At 62.3% G+C, this 17,794-nt stretch carries 17 protein-coding genes; 4 read left to right on the forward strand and 13 right to left on the reverse strand.

Annotated features, from left to right (window positions below; translation table 11 throughout):
• Nucleotides 1–186: 186 nt before the first annotated feature.
• The 10 genes from ATY78_RS15085 to ATY78_RS15130 form a co-directional block, all read right to left on the reverse strand.
• Complete coding sequence (locus ATY78_RS15085; RefSeq protein WP_088683132.1) at nucleotides 187–1,284, reverse strand: chemotaxis response regulator protein-glutamate methylesterase; 1,098 nt, start codon at nucleotides 1,282–1,284, stop codon at nucleotides 187–189.
• Nucleotides 1,285–1,292: 8 nt separating this feature from the next.
• Complete coding sequence (locus tag ATY78_RS15090; protein ID WP_088683133.1) at nucleotides 1,293–2,147, reverse strand: CheR family methyltransferase; 855 nt, start codon at nucleotides 2,145–2,147, stop codon at nucleotides 1,293–1,295.
• 29 nt (nucleotides 2,148–2,176) lie between these two features.
• Nucleotides 2,177–2,653, reverse strand: coding sequence for a chemotaxis protein CheW (locus tag ATY78_RS15095; RefSeq protein ID WP_088683134.1), 477 nt, complete (start codon nucleotides 2,651–2,653; stop codon nucleotides 2,177–2,179).
• Nucleotides 2,654–2,655: 2 nt separating this feature from the next.
• Nucleotides 2,656–4,464 carry a methyl-accepting chemotaxis protein gene (locus ATY78_RS15100; protein ID WP_088683135.1) on the reverse strand — a complete coding sequence of 603 codons (1,809 nt, stop codon included), beginning with the start codon at nucleotides 4,462–4,464 and terminating at the stop codon, nucleotides 2,656–2,658.
• A 223-nt stretch (nucleotides 4,465–4,687) separates the two neighbouring features.
• Nucleotides 4,688–6,610, reverse strand: coding sequence for a methyl-accepting chemotaxis protein (locus ATY78_RS15105; protein WP_088683136.1), 1,923 nt, complete (start codon nucleotides 6,608–6,610; stop codon nucleotides 4,688–4,690).
• Between the two features lie 270 nt (nucleotides 6,611–6,880).
• Entirely contained in the window at nucleotides 6,881–8,590 is a 1,710-nt protein-coding gene (locus tag ATY78_RS15110; protein ID WP_088683137.1) for a methyl-accepting chemotaxis protein, read from the reverse strand.
• Nucleotides 8,591–8,621: 31 nt separating this feature from the next.
• Nucleotides 8,622–9,131 carry a chemotaxis protein CheW gene (locus tag ATY78_RS15115; protein ID WP_088683138.1) on the reverse strand — a complete coding sequence of 170 codons (510 nt, stop codon included), beginning with the start codon at nucleotides 9,129–9,131 and terminating at the stop codon, nucleotides 8,622–8,624.
• The gene (locus tag ATY78_RS15120) at nucleotides 9,128–11,179 is read right to left on the reverse strand and encodes a chemotaxis protein CheA (RefSeq protein WP_088683139.1); all 2,052 of its coding nucleotides are present in this window, start codon (nucleotides 11,177–11,179) and stop codon (nucleotides 9,128–9,130) included. Before ATY78_RS15120 ends, ATY78_RS15115 begins: the two co-directional genes overlap by 4 nt.
• A complete protein-coding gene (locus tag ATY78_RS15125; RefSeq protein ID WP_088683140.1) occupies nucleotides 11,176–11,544 on the reverse strand; it encodes a response regulator in 369 nt (122 codons plus the stop codon). Before ATY78_RS15125 ends, ATY78_RS15120 begins: the two co-directional genes overlap by 4 nt.
• On the reverse strand, nucleotides 11,541–11,870 hold the full coding sequence (locus tag ATY78_RS15130) for an STAS domain-containing protein (RefSeq protein ID WP_088683141.1): 330 nt from the start codon (nucleotides 11,868–11,870) through the stop codon (nucleotides 11,541–11,543). Before ATY78_RS15130 ends, ATY78_RS15125 begins: the two co-directional genes overlap by 4 nt.
• 340 nt (nucleotides 11,871–12,210) lie before the next feature.
• On the opposite strand from ATY78_RS15130, the gene ATY78_RS15135 reads away from it, so the two are divergent.
• Nucleotides 12,211–13,953 (forward strand): methyl-accepting chemotaxis protein, encoded by a 1,743-nt coding sequence (locus tag ATY78_RS15135; RefSeq protein ID WP_088683142.1) that lies wholly within the window; start codon nucleotides 12,211–12,213, stop codon nucleotides 13,951–13,953.
• An 80-nt stretch (nucleotides 13,954–14,033) separates the two neighbouring features.
• On the opposite strand, the gene ATY78_RS15140 is transcribed toward ATY78_RS15135, so the two are convergent.
• Both ATY78_RS15140 and ATY78_RS15145 read right to left on the reverse strand, forming a co-directional pair.
• The gene (locus tag ATY78_RS15140; protein ID WP_088683143.1) at nucleotides 14,034–15,116 is read right to left on the reverse strand and encodes a tetratricopeptide repeat protein; all 1,083 of its coding nucleotides are present in this window, start codon (nucleotides 15,114–15,116) and stop codon (nucleotides 14,034–14,036) included.
• Nucleotides 15,117–15,126: 10 nt separating this feature from the next.
• Entirely contained in the window at nucleotides 15,127–15,780 is a 654-nt protein-coding gene (locus ATY78_RS15145) for a thiamine phosphate synthase (protein WP_088683144.1), read from the reverse strand.
• A 106-nt stretch (nucleotides 15,781–15,886) separates the two neighbouring features.
• Between ATY78_RS15145 and ATY78_RS15150 the strand changes: the two genes are divergently transcribed.
• Both ATY78_RS15150 and ATY78_RS15155 read left to right on the forward strand, forming a co-directional pair.
• Nucleotides 15,887–16,654, forward strand: a complete 768-nt coding sequence (locus ATY78_RS15150; RefSeq protein WP_088683191.1) for a sulfite exporter TauE/SafE family protein — start codon at nucleotides 15,887–15,889, stop codon at nucleotides 16,652–16,654.
• A gap of 67 nt (nucleotides 16,655–16,721) precedes the next feature.
• The gene (locus tag ATY78_RS15155) at nucleotides 16,722–16,982 is read left to right on the forward strand and encodes a metalloregulator ArsR/SmtB family transcription factor (RefSeq protein ID WP_003542830.1); all 261 of its coding nucleotides are present in this window, start codon (nucleotides 16,722–16,724) and stop codon (nucleotides 16,980–16,982) included.
• 204 nt (nucleotides 16,983–17,186) lie between these two features.
• On the opposite strand, the gene ATY78_RS15160 is transcribed toward ATY78_RS15155, so the two are convergent.
• Nucleotides 17,187–17,360, reverse strand: coding sequence for a DUF465 domain-containing protein (locus ATY78_RS15160; protein ID WP_008533139.1), 174 nt, complete (start codon nucleotides 17,358–17,360; stop codon nucleotides 17,187–17,189).
• A 228-nt stretch (nucleotides 17,361–17,588) separates the two neighbouring features.
• Between ATY78_RS15160 and ATY78_RS15165 the strand changes: the two genes are divergently transcribed.
• Nucleotides 17,589–17,792: a DUF465 domain-containing protein gene (locus ATY78_RS15165; RefSeq protein ID WP_010028538.1), complete on the forward strand. Its 204-nt coding sequence runs from the start codon at nucleotides 17,589–17,591 to the stop codon at nucleotides 17,790–17,792.
• The last annotated feature ends 2 nt before the right edge of the window (nucleotides 17,793–17,794 follow it).

Consider the following 17,794-nt stretch of genomic DNA (forward strand, 5'->3'; position numbering starts at 1 on the left):
GAACCTCGTCAGAAATCCAAACGACAAGCACAGCCTCAAAGTCCGGCGAAAAAAGGCAAACCTCAACGACGACTATCTCGAAAAGCTCATCACCCAAGCAATAAATTAACCTGAAGCGATTCCCCTGCGCATGGCTGCCCTGCAGCATCGCAAATCGCTCCCTTTGCCGGCCGGTTGGCGCCGATCTCAGAATTTCTGCTGCGTTATCAGCACTTCGCGGGCGATCTGATCGAGCGGCAGGACGCGGTCGACGCCGCCCTTGGCGATCGCCTCCTTCGGCATGCCGAAAACGACGGAACTCGCCTCGTCCTGCGCCACCGTGTAGGCGCCGGCCTGATGCATTTCCAGCATGCCGCGCGCGCCGTCGTCGCCCATGCCCGTCATGATGATTCCCATGGCGTTCGAGCCGGCCGAACGCGCCGCCGAACGGAAGAGCACGTCGACGGACGGCCGGTGGCGGGAGACCAGCGGCCCTGTCTTCACGCTCACATGATAGCGCGCGCCCTGGCGTTCGAGCAGCGTGTGCCTGTCGCCGGGCGCGATCAAGACATGGCCGCGCAGCACCGGATCGCCGTCAGCGGCCTCCTTGACCTCGACCTCGCAGAGCCCGTTCAGCCGCTTGGCGAAGGCGGCGGTGAATTTCTCCGGCATATGCTGGACGATGACCATGCCGGGCGCATTGGCCGGCAGTTCCTCCAGGAACTCGCGCAGTGCTTCGGTTCCGCCGGTGGAGGCGCCGACGCAGACGACCATCTCCGTCGTCTTCGCCATGGCCTGCCCCGTCGGCGGCGGCAGCATGGCATCGGCCGTCAGCTTCTTGGCCGGCCCCTCGGCGGAAGCCGAGCGAATGGTCCCGGCCGCGCGGCGGACTGTGGAAAGCCGCGCCTGCGAGGCGCTCTTGACGACTTCGCGAATGCGCATGGCGTCATCGGCAAGGCTGTCGGCGGCGCCGATCTTCGACTTCAGGATGACGTCGACGGCACCCGCCTCCAAAGCCTGAATCAGCGTTTCCGAGCCCGCCTCGGTCAGCGACGAGCACATCACGACCGGGATCGGCCGCTGCGCCATCAGCTTGCGCAGGAAGGTGATGCCATCCATGCGCGGCATCTCCACGTCGAGCGTGATGACATCGGGGACCTCGTCCAGCAGCCTGCGCGCCGCCACGAAGGGATCGGACGCCACCGCCATGATCTCGATATCGGGATCCTGCTCCAGCACGTGGGCCAGCGTCTGCCGGACGCTGGCGGAATCGTCGATGATGAGAACGCGGATTTTCTTGCGCATGAACGCCTCTAGATACGCTGGAACACCGTGTTCGAGACCTGTTTCAGCGGCAGGTCGAAACCGGTGATCGACTCGGAGTGGCCGATGAACATGTAGCCACCCTTCGCCAGGCAATCGCAGAGGCGGTTGAGCACGCCGGCCTGAGTCTGCTTGTCGAAGTAGATCAGCACGTTGCGGCAGAAGATGATATTCATCAAGTCGCCGACCGGATATTTGTCGTCCATCAGGTTCATCCGGGCAAACCCCACCCTGCTGCGCAGCTTCGGGTTTATGCGCACCTCCTTGCGGCCTTGCTGCTTGGCGACCAGCACATATTTGCGCTGCAGATCGCGCGGCACGGGCGCGATCAGGTCTTCCGGATAGATGCCCCGGCGCGCCGTCTGCAAGACGTCGGTGGAAAGATCGGTGGCAAGCACGCTGTAGGAAACGTCGTTGCGACCTTCCGCGAATTCCGCCAGCACCATCGCCATCGTATAGGGTTCGGCCCCTGTCGAGCAGGCCGAACTCCAGGTGCGGATGGTGCGCACGCCGCTATTGGCGATCGTCGGCAGCGCCACGGTCTGCATATATTCGAAATGCTTGGCTTCCCGAAAGAAGTCGGTCTTGTTGGTCGTCACCACGTCGATCAGATAGACGGTTTCCTGGGCAAGCCCGTCGTGATTGAACAGGAAGTCGCAATAATCGTCGAAGGTCGAATGGTTGGTTGCGCGAAGGCGGCGCCGCAGCCGCCCTTCGAGCATCGTCAGCTTGGTCGGCGGCATCTTGATGCCGCTGTAGTCGTAGATGAACCGGGCAAGCTTTTCGAAATTGCGCTTGCTGATCCGATCACCCGGCAATTGGGTTTCCACCGCTGCCATACTCATAGAAAGCAGTACTCCGGGTTGATGCGCGCTCAGGCGGCCGATTGCAGTGCCGAGGTATCCTCGCGCGACAAGAGCCGCGCGAGATCGATGATGACGACGAAGCCGTTTTCACGGCGAACGACGCCTGCAATATAGTCCGAGCGCCAGCGCACGCCGATGTCGGGCGCCGTCTCGATCTGGTCGTGCCGGAACGGCGTGACTTCGAAGACGCGGTCGGCGACGAGGCCCAGCGTCAGCAGCCGGCTTTCCATCGGCACGTCGAGGACGAGCACCCGCGTATGCGGCGTCGGCACGGTCTTCGTCATGCCGAGCTTCAATCGAAGATCGATCGTCGGCACGCCCTGCCCGCGCACGTCACGCAGGCCGAGCAGATAGTCGGGACCGTTCGGAATCTTGAACGCTTCCGCATAGTCGAGGATTTCCCGCACGACCTCGACCGGCACGGCGAAGATCTCCTCGCCGAGGCTGAAGGTCACGAATTGCGCTTCCAGAGATGTCGGAGCCATGATCACGCGCTTTCCTTGAATTCGGCGTCTCCATCATCGGGACCGCCCATGGAGAGATCGAGAGCGAAACCCTTCGCCCGCGCTTGCTGGCCGGCGACGCTGTTGGCGGCGGGGGTCCTGACACCGAGCTTGCGGCCGGTGAGGGGAGCCGAACTGCGGACAGTGACCTTCGCAGCCGGCGTCCGGGATTGGCGGTCGCCTGCCGCATCGATCTTGAAGAAGGCGATCGACGCCTGCAGTTCTTCGGCTTGGGAGGCGAGTTCCTCGGAAGTTGCAGACATCTCCTCGGAAGCGCCTGCATTCTGCTGCGTCACCCGGTCGAGCTGCTGGATCGCTTCATTGATCTGCGACGCGCCGATATCCTGCTCGCGGCAAGCGGCGCTGATTTCGGAAACCAGTTCGGCCGTCTTGCGGATGTCGGGCACCAGCCGGCCGAGCATGTCGCCGGCGTCCTGGGCAGCCTTGACCGTATCGCCCGACATCGAGCTGATTTCGGCAGCGGCCGACTGGCTGCGTTCGGCAAGCTTGCGCACCTCGGAGGCGACAACCGCAAACCCCTTGCCGTGTTCGCCGGCACGCGCCGCTTCGACGGCGGCGTTGAGCGCCAGAAGATCGGTCTGGCGGGCGATTTCCTGAACGATGCTGATCTTCTCGGCGATGGTCCGCATCGCCTGGACGGCGCGCGACACCGCTTCGCCGCTCATCTCGGCATCCTTGGCCGACTGGCGGGCGATCTTTTCGGTCTGCGCCGCGTTGTCGGCATTCTGCTTGATGTTGGCGGCCATCTCCTCCATCGAGGCGGACGCCTCTTCGGCGGAAGCCGCCTGTTCGCTGGCGCCCTGTGACACCTGCTCGGAGCTCGAGGACAGTTCCTGGCTGCCGGCCGAAACATTTTCTGCGGCAGCAGCCGCATCGGCGACGACGCCACGCAGGCGCTCGACCATCTGCTCGAGCGCAATGCCGAGCGTATCCTTCTCCGAAAGCGGCTTCGGTGCGACAGTCAGATCGCCGTCGGCGATCTGCGCCGCAATGTTCGCGGTGATGCGAAGGTTCTCCGTCATGGTGTTGATCATGTTGACCAGATCCTTGATCTCGTCATTGCTTCTGATCTCGACCTTCTGGTTCAGGTCACCGATCGCGACAGCGCTGGCAACGTTCATGATCTTGCGCAAGCCGCTGTTGACGCCGAGCGCAATCCAAAGGGCAGCGGCGAAAGCAATGACGGAAGCCCCGATCGCTACACCGATCAGCGTATTCTTCGTCGAGCTGTAAAGGATGTCTGTGTCGTTATCGGCTTGAGCCATCGCTTTTTGCTGAAGCGTGACGAGCGTCTCGAAAACATCTTCCAACTCCAGGACGAGGCCGCGAACCTCCCCTGAGGAAAGCGCCACGGCCCCTGCCCTGTCGCCGCCTTCCTGGGTAGAGGCGACTCTGTTGGAGCCTTCGTCGAAGCGTTTGGCGAGATCGAGCAGCCTGTCCCAACTGGGCTTGCCCTCGGGAGTTGCGAGCTGTTGGCCGGTTGTCACCAAAGCGATCATTTCATCCACACTCTTTGCGGCATTCTGATAGTGCTTCCTGACCATTTCAGGATCCATCTCCAGAAGGGCGTTTTTCTGCCAACGAACGGCATCGAGCTCGGCGGTCTTCGCTTCCATTGCCAGTTCCAGTCTTTTCGCGGGACCTGCAACAAGGTTGCTGACGGCGTCGTTCAGTGAACTAAGGCTCAAGATTCCATAGACCGCGCTGCCGGCCAGCAAGACTATGACAAAGCCGAAGGCGGCTGCGAGTTTAAGTTTGATCGTAATACGCATCTCAATATTCCTCTCTGAGAGCGAGGCAATAAATATGGTCCAGGCGGCGCGGCATCATGCAGCAAAGAAATTCCGTCAGGCGAAAACCTGTTACAGGGAGAAGTACCGGCACCCCCAAGCGCCGGAAGCGTGTGTCATGGGCCATGTGGCTGGCCCACGACAGTTTCGAACGGAGATAGCGCTCATGCACGTCTCCAGAGGAGCATTCTCCCCAAGGAGCGCGCTAGGCGCTCTCCCTAAACTCGTCGTCAACGGTGTCGGGACCGCCCATCGACATGTCGAGGGCAAACCCTTTCACTCGCGCCTGTTGAGCAGCGACGCTGCCGGCGGCCGGTTTCCTGGCCGCAGGCTTGCGGGCGGCGGGAGCGGGGCTCCGCACCGTCGTCCTGGCCGCCGGCGCGCGATCACGGCGGCTGCCTGCCGTATCGACCTTGAAGAAGGCGATCGACGTCTGCAGTTCTTCAGCCTGGCTCGCGAGCTCTTCCGAGGTAGCGGACATCTGCTCGGAGGCGCCGGCATTCTGCTGCGTCACCTTGTCGAGCTGCTGGATCGCCTCGTTGATCTGCGCCGCGCCGATATCCTGCTCGCGGCAGGCCGCACTGATCTCCGAGACCAGCTCGGCCGTCTTGCGGATGTCGGGCACCAGGCGGCCGAGCATTTCGCCGGCTTCCTGGGCTGCCGTCACGGTGTCGCTCGACATCGAGCTGATTTCGGCCGCCGCCGACTGGCTGCGTTCGGCAAGCTTGCGCACTTCCGAGGCGACAACCGCAAAGCCCTTGCCGTGCTCGCCGGCGCGGGCCGCTTCGACGGCCGCGTTGAGGGCGAGCAGGTCGGTTTGGCGGGCGATTTCCTGGACGATGCCGATCTTCTGGGCGATCGTGCGCATGGCATCGACCGCGCGGGAGACGGCCTCGCCGCTCGCTTCCGCATCCTTGGCGGACTGGCGGGCGATCTTTTCCGTCTGGGCCGCATTGTCGGCATTCTGCTTGATGTTCGAGGCCATCTCTTCCATCGAGGCGGAAGCTTCTTCGGCGGAAGCCGCCTGCTCCGTGGCGCCCTGCGATACCTGCTCGGAGCTTGCCGAAAGCTCCTGGCTGCCGGCCGAAACATTTTCGGCGGCCGAGATCGCGTCGGCGACGACGCCGCGCAAGCGCTCGACCATCTGCTCCAGGGCAAGGCCCAGCGCATCCTTGTCGGAGAGCGGCTTCGGCGACACCGTCAAGTCGCCGTTGGCGATCTGGTCGGCGATCCCTGCCGTGGTCCTGAGGTTGGCGATCATGCTCTGCATCGCGATGCCGAGCGTATCCTTGTCCGAGAGCGGCTTGGCATCGGTCGTCAGGTCGCCCATGGCGATCTGGTCGGCAAGGGCCGCCGTCGCGCGCAGGTTGGCGGTCATGGTGTTGACGGTATCGATGAGATCCTTGATCTCGTCATTGGTCCTGACGTCGACCTTCTGATTGAGATCGCCGATAGCCACGGCGTTTGCGACGCTCGTGATCTTCCGCAGGCCATTGTTGATTCCGAGCGTGATCCACAAGGCGGCGCCGAGAGCCACGAGCACGGCGATACCCGATGCCGTGGTGAGGATGAGCTTGGTCGAATCGTAAAGCTCGGTATTGGCATGGTCGGTCGCCTGCATGCTCTTGCGCTGGATCTCGATCAGGGAAGTGATCGCGCCAGCCATATCGTCGGTCATCACCCTGAGATCGCCGAGCGAAAGCGCAAGCGCGCCTGCCTTGTCGCCTCTGGCGTCGAGCTGCTGCAGTTCGGCGGATTTTTCGCGGAATTTTCCGCCGATCGCCCGCAGCTTCTCCCAATGGACCTTGCCTTCTGTCGTGGCGATGGCAAGGCCGGCATCGACGGTGTCGAACATGGCCTGCAGGTTCTGGTCGGCTTCCTTGTAAAAGCCGGCGGCGGTCTCGGGATCGGTGGAGAGCAGCGCGTTCTTCTGCGCGCGGATCGCGTTGACTTCGGCAATATTGGCATTCAGCGCCAGCTCCAGGCGGCGCACCGGCCCATCGATCATATCGCCGCTCGCCTCGTTCAAGGTGCCGAGGCTCAGGCTTCCGTAAACTGCGATGCCGATCAGAAGCAGCGTCATGACTGAGAAGGCAAGGCCGAGTTTGAGCTTAATGGTGAAACGCATGTGATACCCCGTTCTATGCGCAAAACGATTGGATAGAGAGACGTTCCGGTCCAAGGAACGCCGAACTTCAGAGTGATGTGTCTGAAAGGGGGAAAGCGACTACATTCACTTCCCGGCGGCCGGACATCTATCGGTCGCAGCGCCAACGCCTACACGCGTTGGGATATTTCCCGCCTCGGGCCACCAGGGCAGCCCGAGGGATCACATGAAGGCGAAGGCTGAGGCGCTTCACCCGGGAGAATGCTCGGCACTCTCCTCCAAGAGGCGCATTTATGCGCTCTCTCTGAAATCGTCGTCGCCGTCGTCAGGACCGCCCATCGACATGTCGAGAGCGAAGCCCTTGAGGCGCTGCTGCTGGGCCGAAACCGTCTGGCCGCGGCCCTGGCTTTGGGCGTGCGGAGCAGGCTTGCGGGCAACGGCCGGAGCCTTGATCACCTTGGCCGGGCCTTTCGGCTGCGTCTTCTGGGCACCGGGCCGTGCGCTGCCTGCCGTATCGACCTTGAAGAAGGCGATCGACGTCTGCAGTTCTTCGGCCTGGCTCGCGAGTTCTTCCGAGGTAGCGGACATCTGCTCGGAAGCACCGGCATTCTGCTGCGTCACCTTGTCGAGTTGCTGGATCGCCTCGTTGATCTGGGAGGCGCCGATATCCTGCTCGCGGCAGGCGGCGCTGATCTCGGAGACGAGTTCCGCCGTCTTGCGGATGTCGGGCACCAGACGGCCGAGCATCTCACCGGCATCGGCGGCGGCCTTTACGGTATCACCCGACATCGAGCTGATTTCGGCGGCGGCCGACTGGCTGCGTTCGGCAAGCTTGCGCACTTCCGAGGCCACGACCGCAAAACCCTTGCCGTGCTCGCCGGCGCGTGCTGCTTCCACAGCCGCGTTGAGTGCGAGAAGGTCGGTCTGGCGAGCGATTTCCTGGACGATGCTGATCTTCTGGGCGATCGTACGCATGGCATCGACAGCGCGCGTGACGGCTTCGCCACTGGCTTCCGCATCCTTGGCGGACTGGCGGGCGATCTTTTCGGTCTGCGCGGCGTTGTCGGCGTTCTGCTTGATGTTGGCGGCCATCTGCTCCATTGAAGCGGAAGCCTCCTCGGCGGAAGCCGCCTGTTCCGTGGCGCCCTGCGATACCTGCTCGGAGCTTGCCGAGAGCTGCTGGCTGCCGGACGAGACGTTTTCGGCGGCCGAAAGCGCGTCGGCGACGACGCCACGCAGGCGTTCGATCATGATGTTGACGTTGCCCAGAAGTTCGCCGATTTCGTCATGGCTGGTGATGTCGGCCATCTTCGTCAGATCGCCTTCCGCCACTTCGCGAACCACGGTGTTGGCGCGGCTGAGGCCCTTGCTGATCGTGCTGGCAATCCAGAAGGCCGTAATCGCGGCAATCAGCAGCGCAACGGCCGCGACGGCGATCATCGTCGTGCGTGTCGTCGCATACTGCTGGTCGGCCTCGGCGTCGGCACTCTTCATGCGCTGCTTTTCAAGAGCCAGAATTTCGGCGAGGGTCGAGTCGATATCGTTGGCCGCGGCACGCGCTGCCGTGATGGAGACGGTGTTTGCCCCCTCGGCATTGCCGGCCTTCAGATAGTCGCGGATCTGGTCGTCGGCTGCATTGAAAGCCTTGGAAAGCTCGGCGATGCGCGCCCAGCGGGCCTTGCCTTCTTCCGTCGCGAGCCCCAGCACATGGTTGAAGGCCTCGCTAAAATCCTTGCGAGCCTGGTTGCCCTTGTCGATCGCGCCGGCGCTTTCTTCAGGAGTGCGGGCGGTCAGCAGGTTCTTCTGCTGGCGGATGGCTTCGAGCTGCGCGATGTTGATCTGCTGCGCAAGGTCGAGGCGGGCCGCCGGGCCGGCAAGAAGATTGCCGATCGTATCGTTCAGCGATCCCAGGCTAAAGATACCGTAAGCGGCGGTGCCCAAAAGCATGAGGATGATGAAGGTGAACGCAGTCACCAGTTTCGTCTTGATTGTCAGTCGCATGGTCCAAAACCCCCGTTGAATTCATCCGGCGTCAATTGACGGCCCCCGCCGCGTCATGCCTGGATGAAAAAATCGCCTGCAGGTTCGGGAGAATGATGAACTCCCCGCCCCTCTTCACCAGGCAGTTGATGTAGTCGGCGCGCCAGCGCATGCCGACGCTCGGCGGAGCCTCGCTGGCCGTCTTGGCAAGCGTCGTCACCTCGTTCACCTTGTCGGTTCTGAGGCCGACGAGCGTCGGCTCGCCCTGCAGATCGATCTCGATGACGATGAAACGGCTGTCGATCGTGGCCTCCGCCGCCTCCATTCCGAAGGCGAGGCGCAGGTCGGCGAGCGGAATGACCTTGCCGCGAAAGTTGATGACGCTCGCGACGAAGGGCTGGCTGCCCGGCACCGCGGTTTCCGGAAGCAGGTCCAGGATTTCCTGGACGATGACCGCTTCCAGCGCGAAGGTCTCGCCGTTGAGATCGAAGGTCAGGACCTCGACTTCCTCGGCATAGCTCCAGTGATTGTCAAATCGTTCGACTGTTGCTGCTGCGCTCATCCTGCTACCCGCAATTGCGCCTCCTGTTGCTGACCCGCGGCAACCAGGTGCCCGACGTCGAGAATGAGGGCGACGCTGCCGTCGCCGAGAATGGTCGCGCCCGAGAAGGTCGCCACGTTGTCGTGCAGTTTCGACATCGACTTGATGACCGTCTGGTGGTCGCCGATGATCTGGTCGACGACGAGGCCGACGCGCTCCGTGCCGGTCGAGATCACCACGACCTTCTGATGCACGTCGGGTTTCGTGCCGGTGCGGAAGAGATCGCGCAGGCGCAGGAACGGCACCAGGCTGTCACGCAGCGAGATGAAGCTGCGGCCGCGCGAACGAAGATCTTCCTCAAGCGACAGTTCGAGGCATTCCTCGACCGCCGAGAGCGGAATGACGTAGCGGCCGGAACCGACACGCACCAGCAGGCCGTCGATGATGGCAAGCGTCAGCGGTATGCGCAGCGACACTTCCGAACCCTGACCCGGCACGCTGACGATATCGATTGCGCCGCGCAGCGCTTCGACCGTCTTCTTGACCACGTCCATGCCGACGCCGCGCCCGGACAGATTGGTGATCGCGGCGGCCGTCGAGAAGCCGGGAGCGAAGATCAGTTGCAGCAGCTCCGAGTCCGAAAGCGGCTGGCCGGGATGGATCAGCCCTGAGGATTCGGCCTTGGCGCGGACCCGTTCACGATTGATGCCCCGGCCGTCGTCCTTGATCGAAATGATTACCTCGCCGCCGGCCTGGCGGGCCGAAAGCGTCACGGTGCCGGCTTTGGCCTTGCCGGCAGCCAGGCGATCGGCAGGCATTTCCAAGCCATGATCGATCGAGTTGCGCACCAGATGCACCAGGGGATCGGCCAGGCGCTCGATGACCGTCTTGTCGACCTCGGTCGTTTCGCCCTCCGTCACCAGTTCGATCACCTTGCCGGTCTCGCGGGCGAGATCGTGGACGAGGCGGCGGAAGCGCGAGAAGAGGGTTGCGACCGGCACCATGCGCAGCACCATCATCGTGTCGCGCAGTTCGCCGGAAAGGCGTTCGATTTCTTCCGAGACGGAGCGCAGCGCGATATCGGTGCTGGCGCTCGCAAGCTGGCTGAGGCGCGATTGCGCGATGACGAGCTCGCCGACGCGGTCCATCAGTTCGTCCAGGCGTTCGGCCGGAACGCGTACGTTCTCGGCGGCCTTCGCCTGGCTTGCGGCAGCGGGCGCCTCGCGCCTGACCGGAACCGCCTCGACCGGGCGGAACTCCGGCACCACAGCCGGCGGAACCGGGATCGTCATTGCTGCAGCGACAGGAGCAGCCGCCGGCTTTGCTTCGACAGCAGCGGCGGTTGCCGTTGCCGCGCCGTCGATCTCCTCGACGCTGAGTTCCATGTCGTCGAGCACGAAGATGAAGACGTCGTCGATCGCCGACCGGTCCTGCTCGCTGGTCAGCGTCACATCCCAGGAAACGTAGAGTTCCGTCGGAGTGAGCCCGTCGAGAGGCGGAATGGCCGAAGTGTCGGCGCACACGGTGCATTCGCCGAGATCACGCAGCTCGTCCAGAAGGCCGAGAGGATTGGTGCCGTTGGCCATCGAATTGGCCGGCAGGCTGAAGCGAATGCGCCAGCTGTTCCTCTTCTTTGCCGGAACTTCGCGCACCGATGCGGGAGCGGCAGCAGCCGCTGCTGCGGGTGCCGCAGCCTTGCCGCCGACGGCAGCCTGCAGCTGCGCCAGAAGCTTATGCCCGATATCCCCGTGATCGGCGTCCGGCTGATCGACGAGGGCTCGCATGTGGTCCTGGGCGGCAAGAACCGCGGCGACGAGTTCACTGGTCGCCCCGACCTCGCCCTTGCGGACGCGGTCGAAGGCTGTTTCGCAATGATGGGTGAAGGCGGCGAGCGCCTCGAAGCCGAACATCGCGCCCGAGCCCTTGAGCGTGTGAAGCCCACGGAACACGGCGTCGACGAGATCCTTGTTGTCGAGATCGTGAGTGAGGTCGAGAAGGCCGGTCTCGATCGCTTCGAGGCATTCGGCAGCTTCCATGCGGAAGACGGCGACGGGATCGAGCGTGCTCATCTTCCTAAGACCTTCTTGACGATCTTGACGAGGCTTTCCGGATCGAACGGCTTGGTCAGCCAGCCGGTCGCGCCGGCCGCCTTGGCGCGGGCCTTGAGATCGGCATCCGATTCCGTCGTCAGGAAGATGATCGGGACGCCTGCCTGGCCCGGCAGCTTGCGCAGCTCCTCGATCATCGTCAGCCCGTCCATGACGGGCATGTTGAGATCAGTCACGATCAGATCGAAGCTGCCGCCCTTGGCCGCGGCAAGGCCCTCTGCCCCGTTGACCGCCTCGGTGACGCTGTAGCCGGCATTCGTCAGCGTGACCTTGGTGGTCAGGCGGATGCTGGCGGAATCATCTACGGTCAGGATATTTGCACTCATAACGTCACCTCTTTATGCAACCAGAAATTTAAGTCTTCTTGATCGAAGGATTCTATAAAACCTGCGCGCTCAAGTACCTTCAGGACCGAGCCGCTGGCCGGCGAAGAAAGTTTGAACGTCTTTCCCTTGGCCTTTGCTTGACGACGCGAGGATTCGAGGAGTTGAACGAAACTCAGATCCGCTTCCGCGCCTTCGGGAATGCTGAGAGTAACTGCATCTCGACTGCGAAATTCATCAGTAATCTTGGAATATAATTCGGACGAATTGCGAATACTCAGCGCCTCCGGCAAATTTATAGATTCGTAATATTGTTTTGGAGTACCCAACGCAGCCCCCTCGGCCAGAGAAATACTTGATGACCCTAAGAGGACTCTCACGGCAGCGTTAATGGCGGGTAAACAGCGGTTGTATGAAACTGTCGTATAACGAGTCCCATGACTCCCAATTCTCATCGGGGATAAGTTGTATTTCCCCCTCAGCAATGGGAATTAAGCAAAGAAAAACAGCAAGTTGGACAATAATTGCCGGCTATGTGGTCTCGCACGGAGCGTCGTCCACATCTTTCGTTAATCACAACGCAGGCGAGTCTGGCGCGTTTACCGGTCGTTTCCATCCTGCCCGTAAAAATAGAGTCAAATTGCCTGTGTTTTAAGAAAAGGTATAAAGTTGGCACACGCTCAGGTATCACCGCACGCTGCAGCCTACACACCGGGACGGGACGTCAGCCAGAGCCTTGAATCCGCCCGCAGTCAGGTCGAGGAACGTTTTCTTGAAGGCGGAACGGTGCTGCTGTCGGTGATGGATGTTCTCAACCGGCTATTGAATTCTCTCGAAAGCGTCACCACGGCGCTCGACAACAAGGAGTCGAGCGATACCGGTGCCGATCTCCGCGCAACGGTGGAAAGCCTGACGGCACTGCCGGTCACCGAGGAAAACCGCCAGCAGGCGCTCGTCTCGCTTGCGCAGACCGGCAGGGATCTGCGCAAGCACGTCGCCGACATGCAGGAGACGATGCGTTATCTCAGAACCTTCGCCGTGACCGTAAAGATAACGGGCGCGGGCCTTCCCGAATTCGCCGGCTTCGCCCAGGAAATTCTGGAGCGCATCTATTCCGGCACCGATGAGGTCAACCGTTTCGCCACCCATCTCGACAGCCTCGAGAAAGAGGTCAAGCTCGCCGCCTCGCTCGGCGCCAGCGTTTCCCGAGGTTATGCCGATACCGTTCCGGCTGTCGCCGCGGCGCTGCGCGACGATGCCGCCAAGATCGCCGGGCACCGCAAGGATCTGGGCGTCGTTGCCCGCGAAGTCGGTGCGATTGCCCGCGGCGTCCAGGCCAAGGTCGCCTCGACATTATCCGCCCTGCAGATCGGCGACATCACCCGCCAGCGCATCGAGCATGTACAGGCGACGTTTTCGCTGCTCGAGGATTTCTTTGCCGGCGAGGAGGGCTCCAGGCTCGACGCCGGCGCGCGCCGGCGCCTCCAGAACGTCATTCATCATCTGACCGCGGCGCAGATGAGCGAGATGTGCGCCGATTTCCAGCGGGATTCGGAAAACGTCGTGAAGACGATCGCAAGCTTCGACCACGACATGCGGGAAATTCTCAAGCTGCGCGATCAGATGAGCGGCGCGGGCGGCGAGGCCGACGGCAACTTCATGCGTGCGCTCGAATCGAGCGTTTCCGCCGCCCATGAGATCGTCAAGCAGGTCGACACGGCGAGCCGGCAGGCCGACACGGTGAGCCAGTCGACGATCGGCACGGCCGCCAAGCTCTTCGAAGCGATCGGCAACATCCGCGCCGTCAAGACCGATATCCACTATATGGCTTTGAACACCAACCTGCGTTGCAGCCGCTTGGGCGAGGAAGGCAAGTCGATCAACGTCGTCACCGCCGAACTGCGCATCTTCGCCGGCAAGCTCGACGATTCCGCCGACGCCATCGTCAACGGCCTGCCGGCGCTCGAAGCCGCGGCCGGCCGCGTCGCCCCCGCCACCGATGCCGGAGCCGGCGGCCTGGACGAGAGCCTGACGGCGGCCGTCGACAACATCCGCTCAGCCGCCAACGTGATGGAAAATGAGCTGAAGGCGCTTGCCGAGAACGGCCGCGAGGTCGCCACCAAGATCAGCCTGCTGATCGGCAAGCTCGATTTCCAGCATGATCTCGGCGACGTCCTTGCCCGCTCTGCCAATCTGCTCGAAAACGTCGCCGGTGCGGAGGTCGCCGATATCTCCGATCTCGCGGAGACGATCGCGCCGCTCGACCGCAAGATCTTCAAGCTCTACACGATGGTCCAGGAGCGCAACACCCATCGCGGCATCATCCCGGCGGGCAACGACGATACCCCGGCTCCCGTCGAGACCGCCAAAACCGAAGACGACGAGGACCTTTTCGCCGACGCGCTTTTCTGATTCACGCCGCCTGGGAGCGGCAAGCGCTTTAAACTGACAGGCGAGGCCGCTTGCCTGTCGTCAGAGGCGAAGAACGATCGCTATCGCCGCCGGAACTTGTTGGCCGCGTCGATCGCCGCCTTCTGCTGATCGTCCTCGATGCCGAGATAGAAGTCCTCGAGCGAGGGATCGGAAAGCCCGGCACGGCGCGACAGCACGTACCATTTCGCCGCCTCGATCGGATTGGGCGGCGTGCCGATGGCGTTGATGTAGAGATGGGCGAGCTTGTTCTGCGCGACGACGTTACCGCCATTGGCGGCAAGCTTCAGCCATTCGAAACCCTTGACGTAATCCTTCGGCCCGCCGACGCCGTTAACCAGCCAGATGCCGAGATCGAGCTGGGCCGTGTCGAAGCCGGCACGCGCGGCGCGCACCATCCACTCGCGGGCGAGTTGCTTCTTTTCCTCCGGCAGGTCTTTTAGCGTCGCATAGATCTGCGCCACGGCATATTGCGAATCGGCAATGCCCTGCTCGGCCGATTTCTCGTAGAAGGGCAGCGCGAGCTTCAGGCCTTTTTCACCGGGATTGTCGGCGACGAGAAGCTGCGCCCAGTTGAATTCCGCCGATGGATTGCCGGCCTCGGCCGCCTTGTGCATGTAGCCGTCCGCCTTGGCCTTGTCACGCGGCACACCCTGGCCTTCCATCAGCATCAACGCATATTTGAACATGGCCGCCGCATCGCCGCCCTCGGCCGCCTTGCCATACCAGAAGGCGGCGTTCTTCACGTCCTTCTTGACGCCGAGGCCTTGCGACAGGATCTCGCCGATCAGCGTCTGCGCCGCCGGATCGCCGAGCTGGGCGCGCGGCAGCGCCTTATCCATCGCGGTCAGGTAATAGCCGCGCTGATAGGCACCGTAAGCCTCGTCGACCGGCCCCTTGTAATCCTTCTCGGGCGGCAGATCGGGCAGCTTTGCCCCCATGCGGTCGAATACGCCGACGCCATCGGAAGGCTTTACCTCCCCGCCGTCGAGCCGGTCGGTGCGGAAGGTCGACGCCGGTGCCGTGCCCGGCTGGCTGATGACGCTGTCGGGCGCCTGCGCCAGGACGATATCCGGCCCGGCCGCCGTGAAGGCGACCATGCTGGCGAGGGAATATTTCAAAAGGCGGGCGGGCGGGATCGGCATGAGCGGGATTTCAATCCTCAAACCGTGGCGCTTTTTCGTCAAGCAGGGCGTTGATCTCGGCAACGATGGACGGCGCCCGGCCGGCTTCGCCGAAAACCGCCAGCCGCAGCGCCACGAACTCCGCCCCGGTTTCGGCGACCGCGAGCGCCGATGCGGGATCGGTGCCGCCCATGACGATGCAGGGGATCTCGATCATCGAGGCCCACCATTCGCCGAGCGCGAGGTTTTTCGGATGCGCTTCCGGCTTGATATCCCCGTCGAGCTTGCCGAAAAAGATATAGTCCGGCCTGGCCTCGCCGATCTCCAGCGCCGTATGCCGGTCGGCCGCATTGCCGCCGCCGACGATCAGCTTCGGCGCATGCTTGTCGATCGCCTCCGAAAGCGCCTCCGCATTGGCAGAAAGGTGCAGGCCGTCCGCCTTTGCCCGCCCCGCCACACGGCTGTCGCCAGCAATCAGCGCCGCAGCACCTGCATCCTGGATCACCGGCACCAGCTTCTCGGCATGTTTCTGGAAGGTCCCGTCGTCGAGCCCGTATTGCGGCACGATCACGGAAGCGACGTCGCCGCCCTTCAGCGCGTCGGCGACGATCTTTGCCTGTTCATCGGCATCGGCGATATCAGGCACGATGAGCACAAGGCGGCAGCGATTTTCCGGTTCGGTCATGAGGTCTTCCCGTTTCCTGCGAATTCCCTTTGAAAGGGCGGATCCGCACTCGTTTTGTGTGAGTAGTTCCGTTAGAGGAGGCTTGCAAGAGGAGGACGTCGAAAGCATGCCGCAGGATCTGTCATTCTACTACGCCGCCGTGCCCGCCGTTCTGCTGGTAGGGCTCGCGAAAGGCGGCATGGGCGACGCTTTGTCGCTGATCGGCCTGCCTTTTCTCGCCCTCGTCGTCTCGCCGGTCGAGGCAGCGGCGATCCTGCTGCCGATCCTGGTCTTCATGGACATGATCTCGCTCGTCATCTGGCGCAAGCACGGCGACTGGGCGACGCTGAAAATCATGCTGCCCGGGGCCATCTTCGGCATCGGCCTCGGCTGGGCGACATCGGCGCTCGTTCCGGGCAATATTCTGCGCATCGTCATCGGCGCGGTGACCATCCTCTTCTGCCTGCGCTATTTCTGGAACAATTTCGGGCCCGGCGTCGGCAAGGTGATCCCGCCGCGCGGCCAGCGGCCGGTCGCGGCCGGCTTCTGGGGCGCGTTTTCAGGTTACGGCAGCTTCGTCGCCCATGCCGGCGGCCCGCCCTTCCAGATCTATGCCCTGCCGCTCAAACTGCAGCCGCGCGAATATACCGGCACCAGCGTCCGCTTCTTCGCGATCCTCAATGCCATCAAGCTCATTCCCTATTTCGCGCTCGGCCAGCTCGGCACGCAGAACCTTGCGACCTCGGCGACCCTTCTGCCCTTTGCTCCGCTCGCCACCCTTGCCGGCGCCTGGTGCGTGCGGCGCATGAAGCCGGAGATCTTCTATCCCTTCATGTATGCGATGGCCTTGATCTCCGCTTTCCTGATCGTGCGTGAAGGCCTTGCCGGCTGGTAAAGGCCGCAGCTCGCTGCAATGCACAATTTCCTTGCTGGAACGGCCGGTTTGACGTAGCTTTCCCGGCATGTCGAACACGGACCCTTTCTCTGCGATTGCCGATCCGAACCGGCGGTTTCTGCTGGAGGAATTGCGCCGTGCGCCACGCACGGTCAACGAGCTCGCCGAAGGCCTGCCGATCAGCCGGCCGGCCGTGTCGCAGCATCTGAAGGCGCTGCTCGACAGCAACCTCGTCTCGGTGACGTCGGAAGGCACGAAGCGCATCTACACGGTCAACAACCGCGGCTTCGACAAGCTCAATTTATGGCTGGATCAGTTCTGGGCCTGATGCGCACCCCGCAACCTGTGGGCACGATGCGAATCACGTGAACCATTGTGAGGCGCACCTCGCAAAAGCGCCAGCCGCGATACCCCAAGCATCGGACTGGCGCAATTCTGGTGTCAAATCACCGGGTCTTGCAGATTTTAGGCGGAATGGATTGGTTTTTACCTCTTCTAACGCAAGATGATCGCCCGGCGACTCTTGGGAAGATTAATGGACGGATGACTTGAGACGCTGAATCTCGTCCTTGATGCGCAGCTTACGGCGCTTGCATTCGGCAATTTCGGTATCAGAAATAGAGGGAGCTGTCCTGAGCGCGTGCAACTCCTCCTCGAGTGCTACATGCTTCTTCTGGAGTGATTCAAGATGAGCTTCAACTGTCATTTGACCCTTCCTTCCTCTTACCTTTCCCCGACCATCTTCGTTGGGGACCAAGGTGTCAACCGCCGGACTGTGACACATTTTTGAAGGCTTGTCGAAGGCCAAAAGATGGAGATGAGATGGCAAATTCATGATCAAGACTAACTAGCCGTTACCCGTATTTGATGATAGGAGCTTGCGGAAATCATCGGCAGATCGGACAAGATCCGAGGACGATAACGGGGAATGCATATGGCCGATCAGGAACAGGCGGAAATCAGGCTCATGGTGGCGCGTCTGCGTCAGGAGCACGAGGATTTCGACGCCGCGATCAATGCCATGATCGAAACCGGATGCGACGCTCTGCGAATCCAACGCATGAAAAAGAAGAAGCTGGTCATCAAGGACAAGCTCTCGAAACTGGAAGACCAGATCGTCCCTGACATCATCGCCTGAGA

It is taken from the genome of Rhizobium sp. R635 (assembly GCF_002211285.1).
In the GTDB taxonomy this organism is placed as follows: domain Bacteria; phylum Pseudomonadota; class Alphaproteobacteria; order Rhizobiales; family Rhizobiaceae; genus Rhizobium.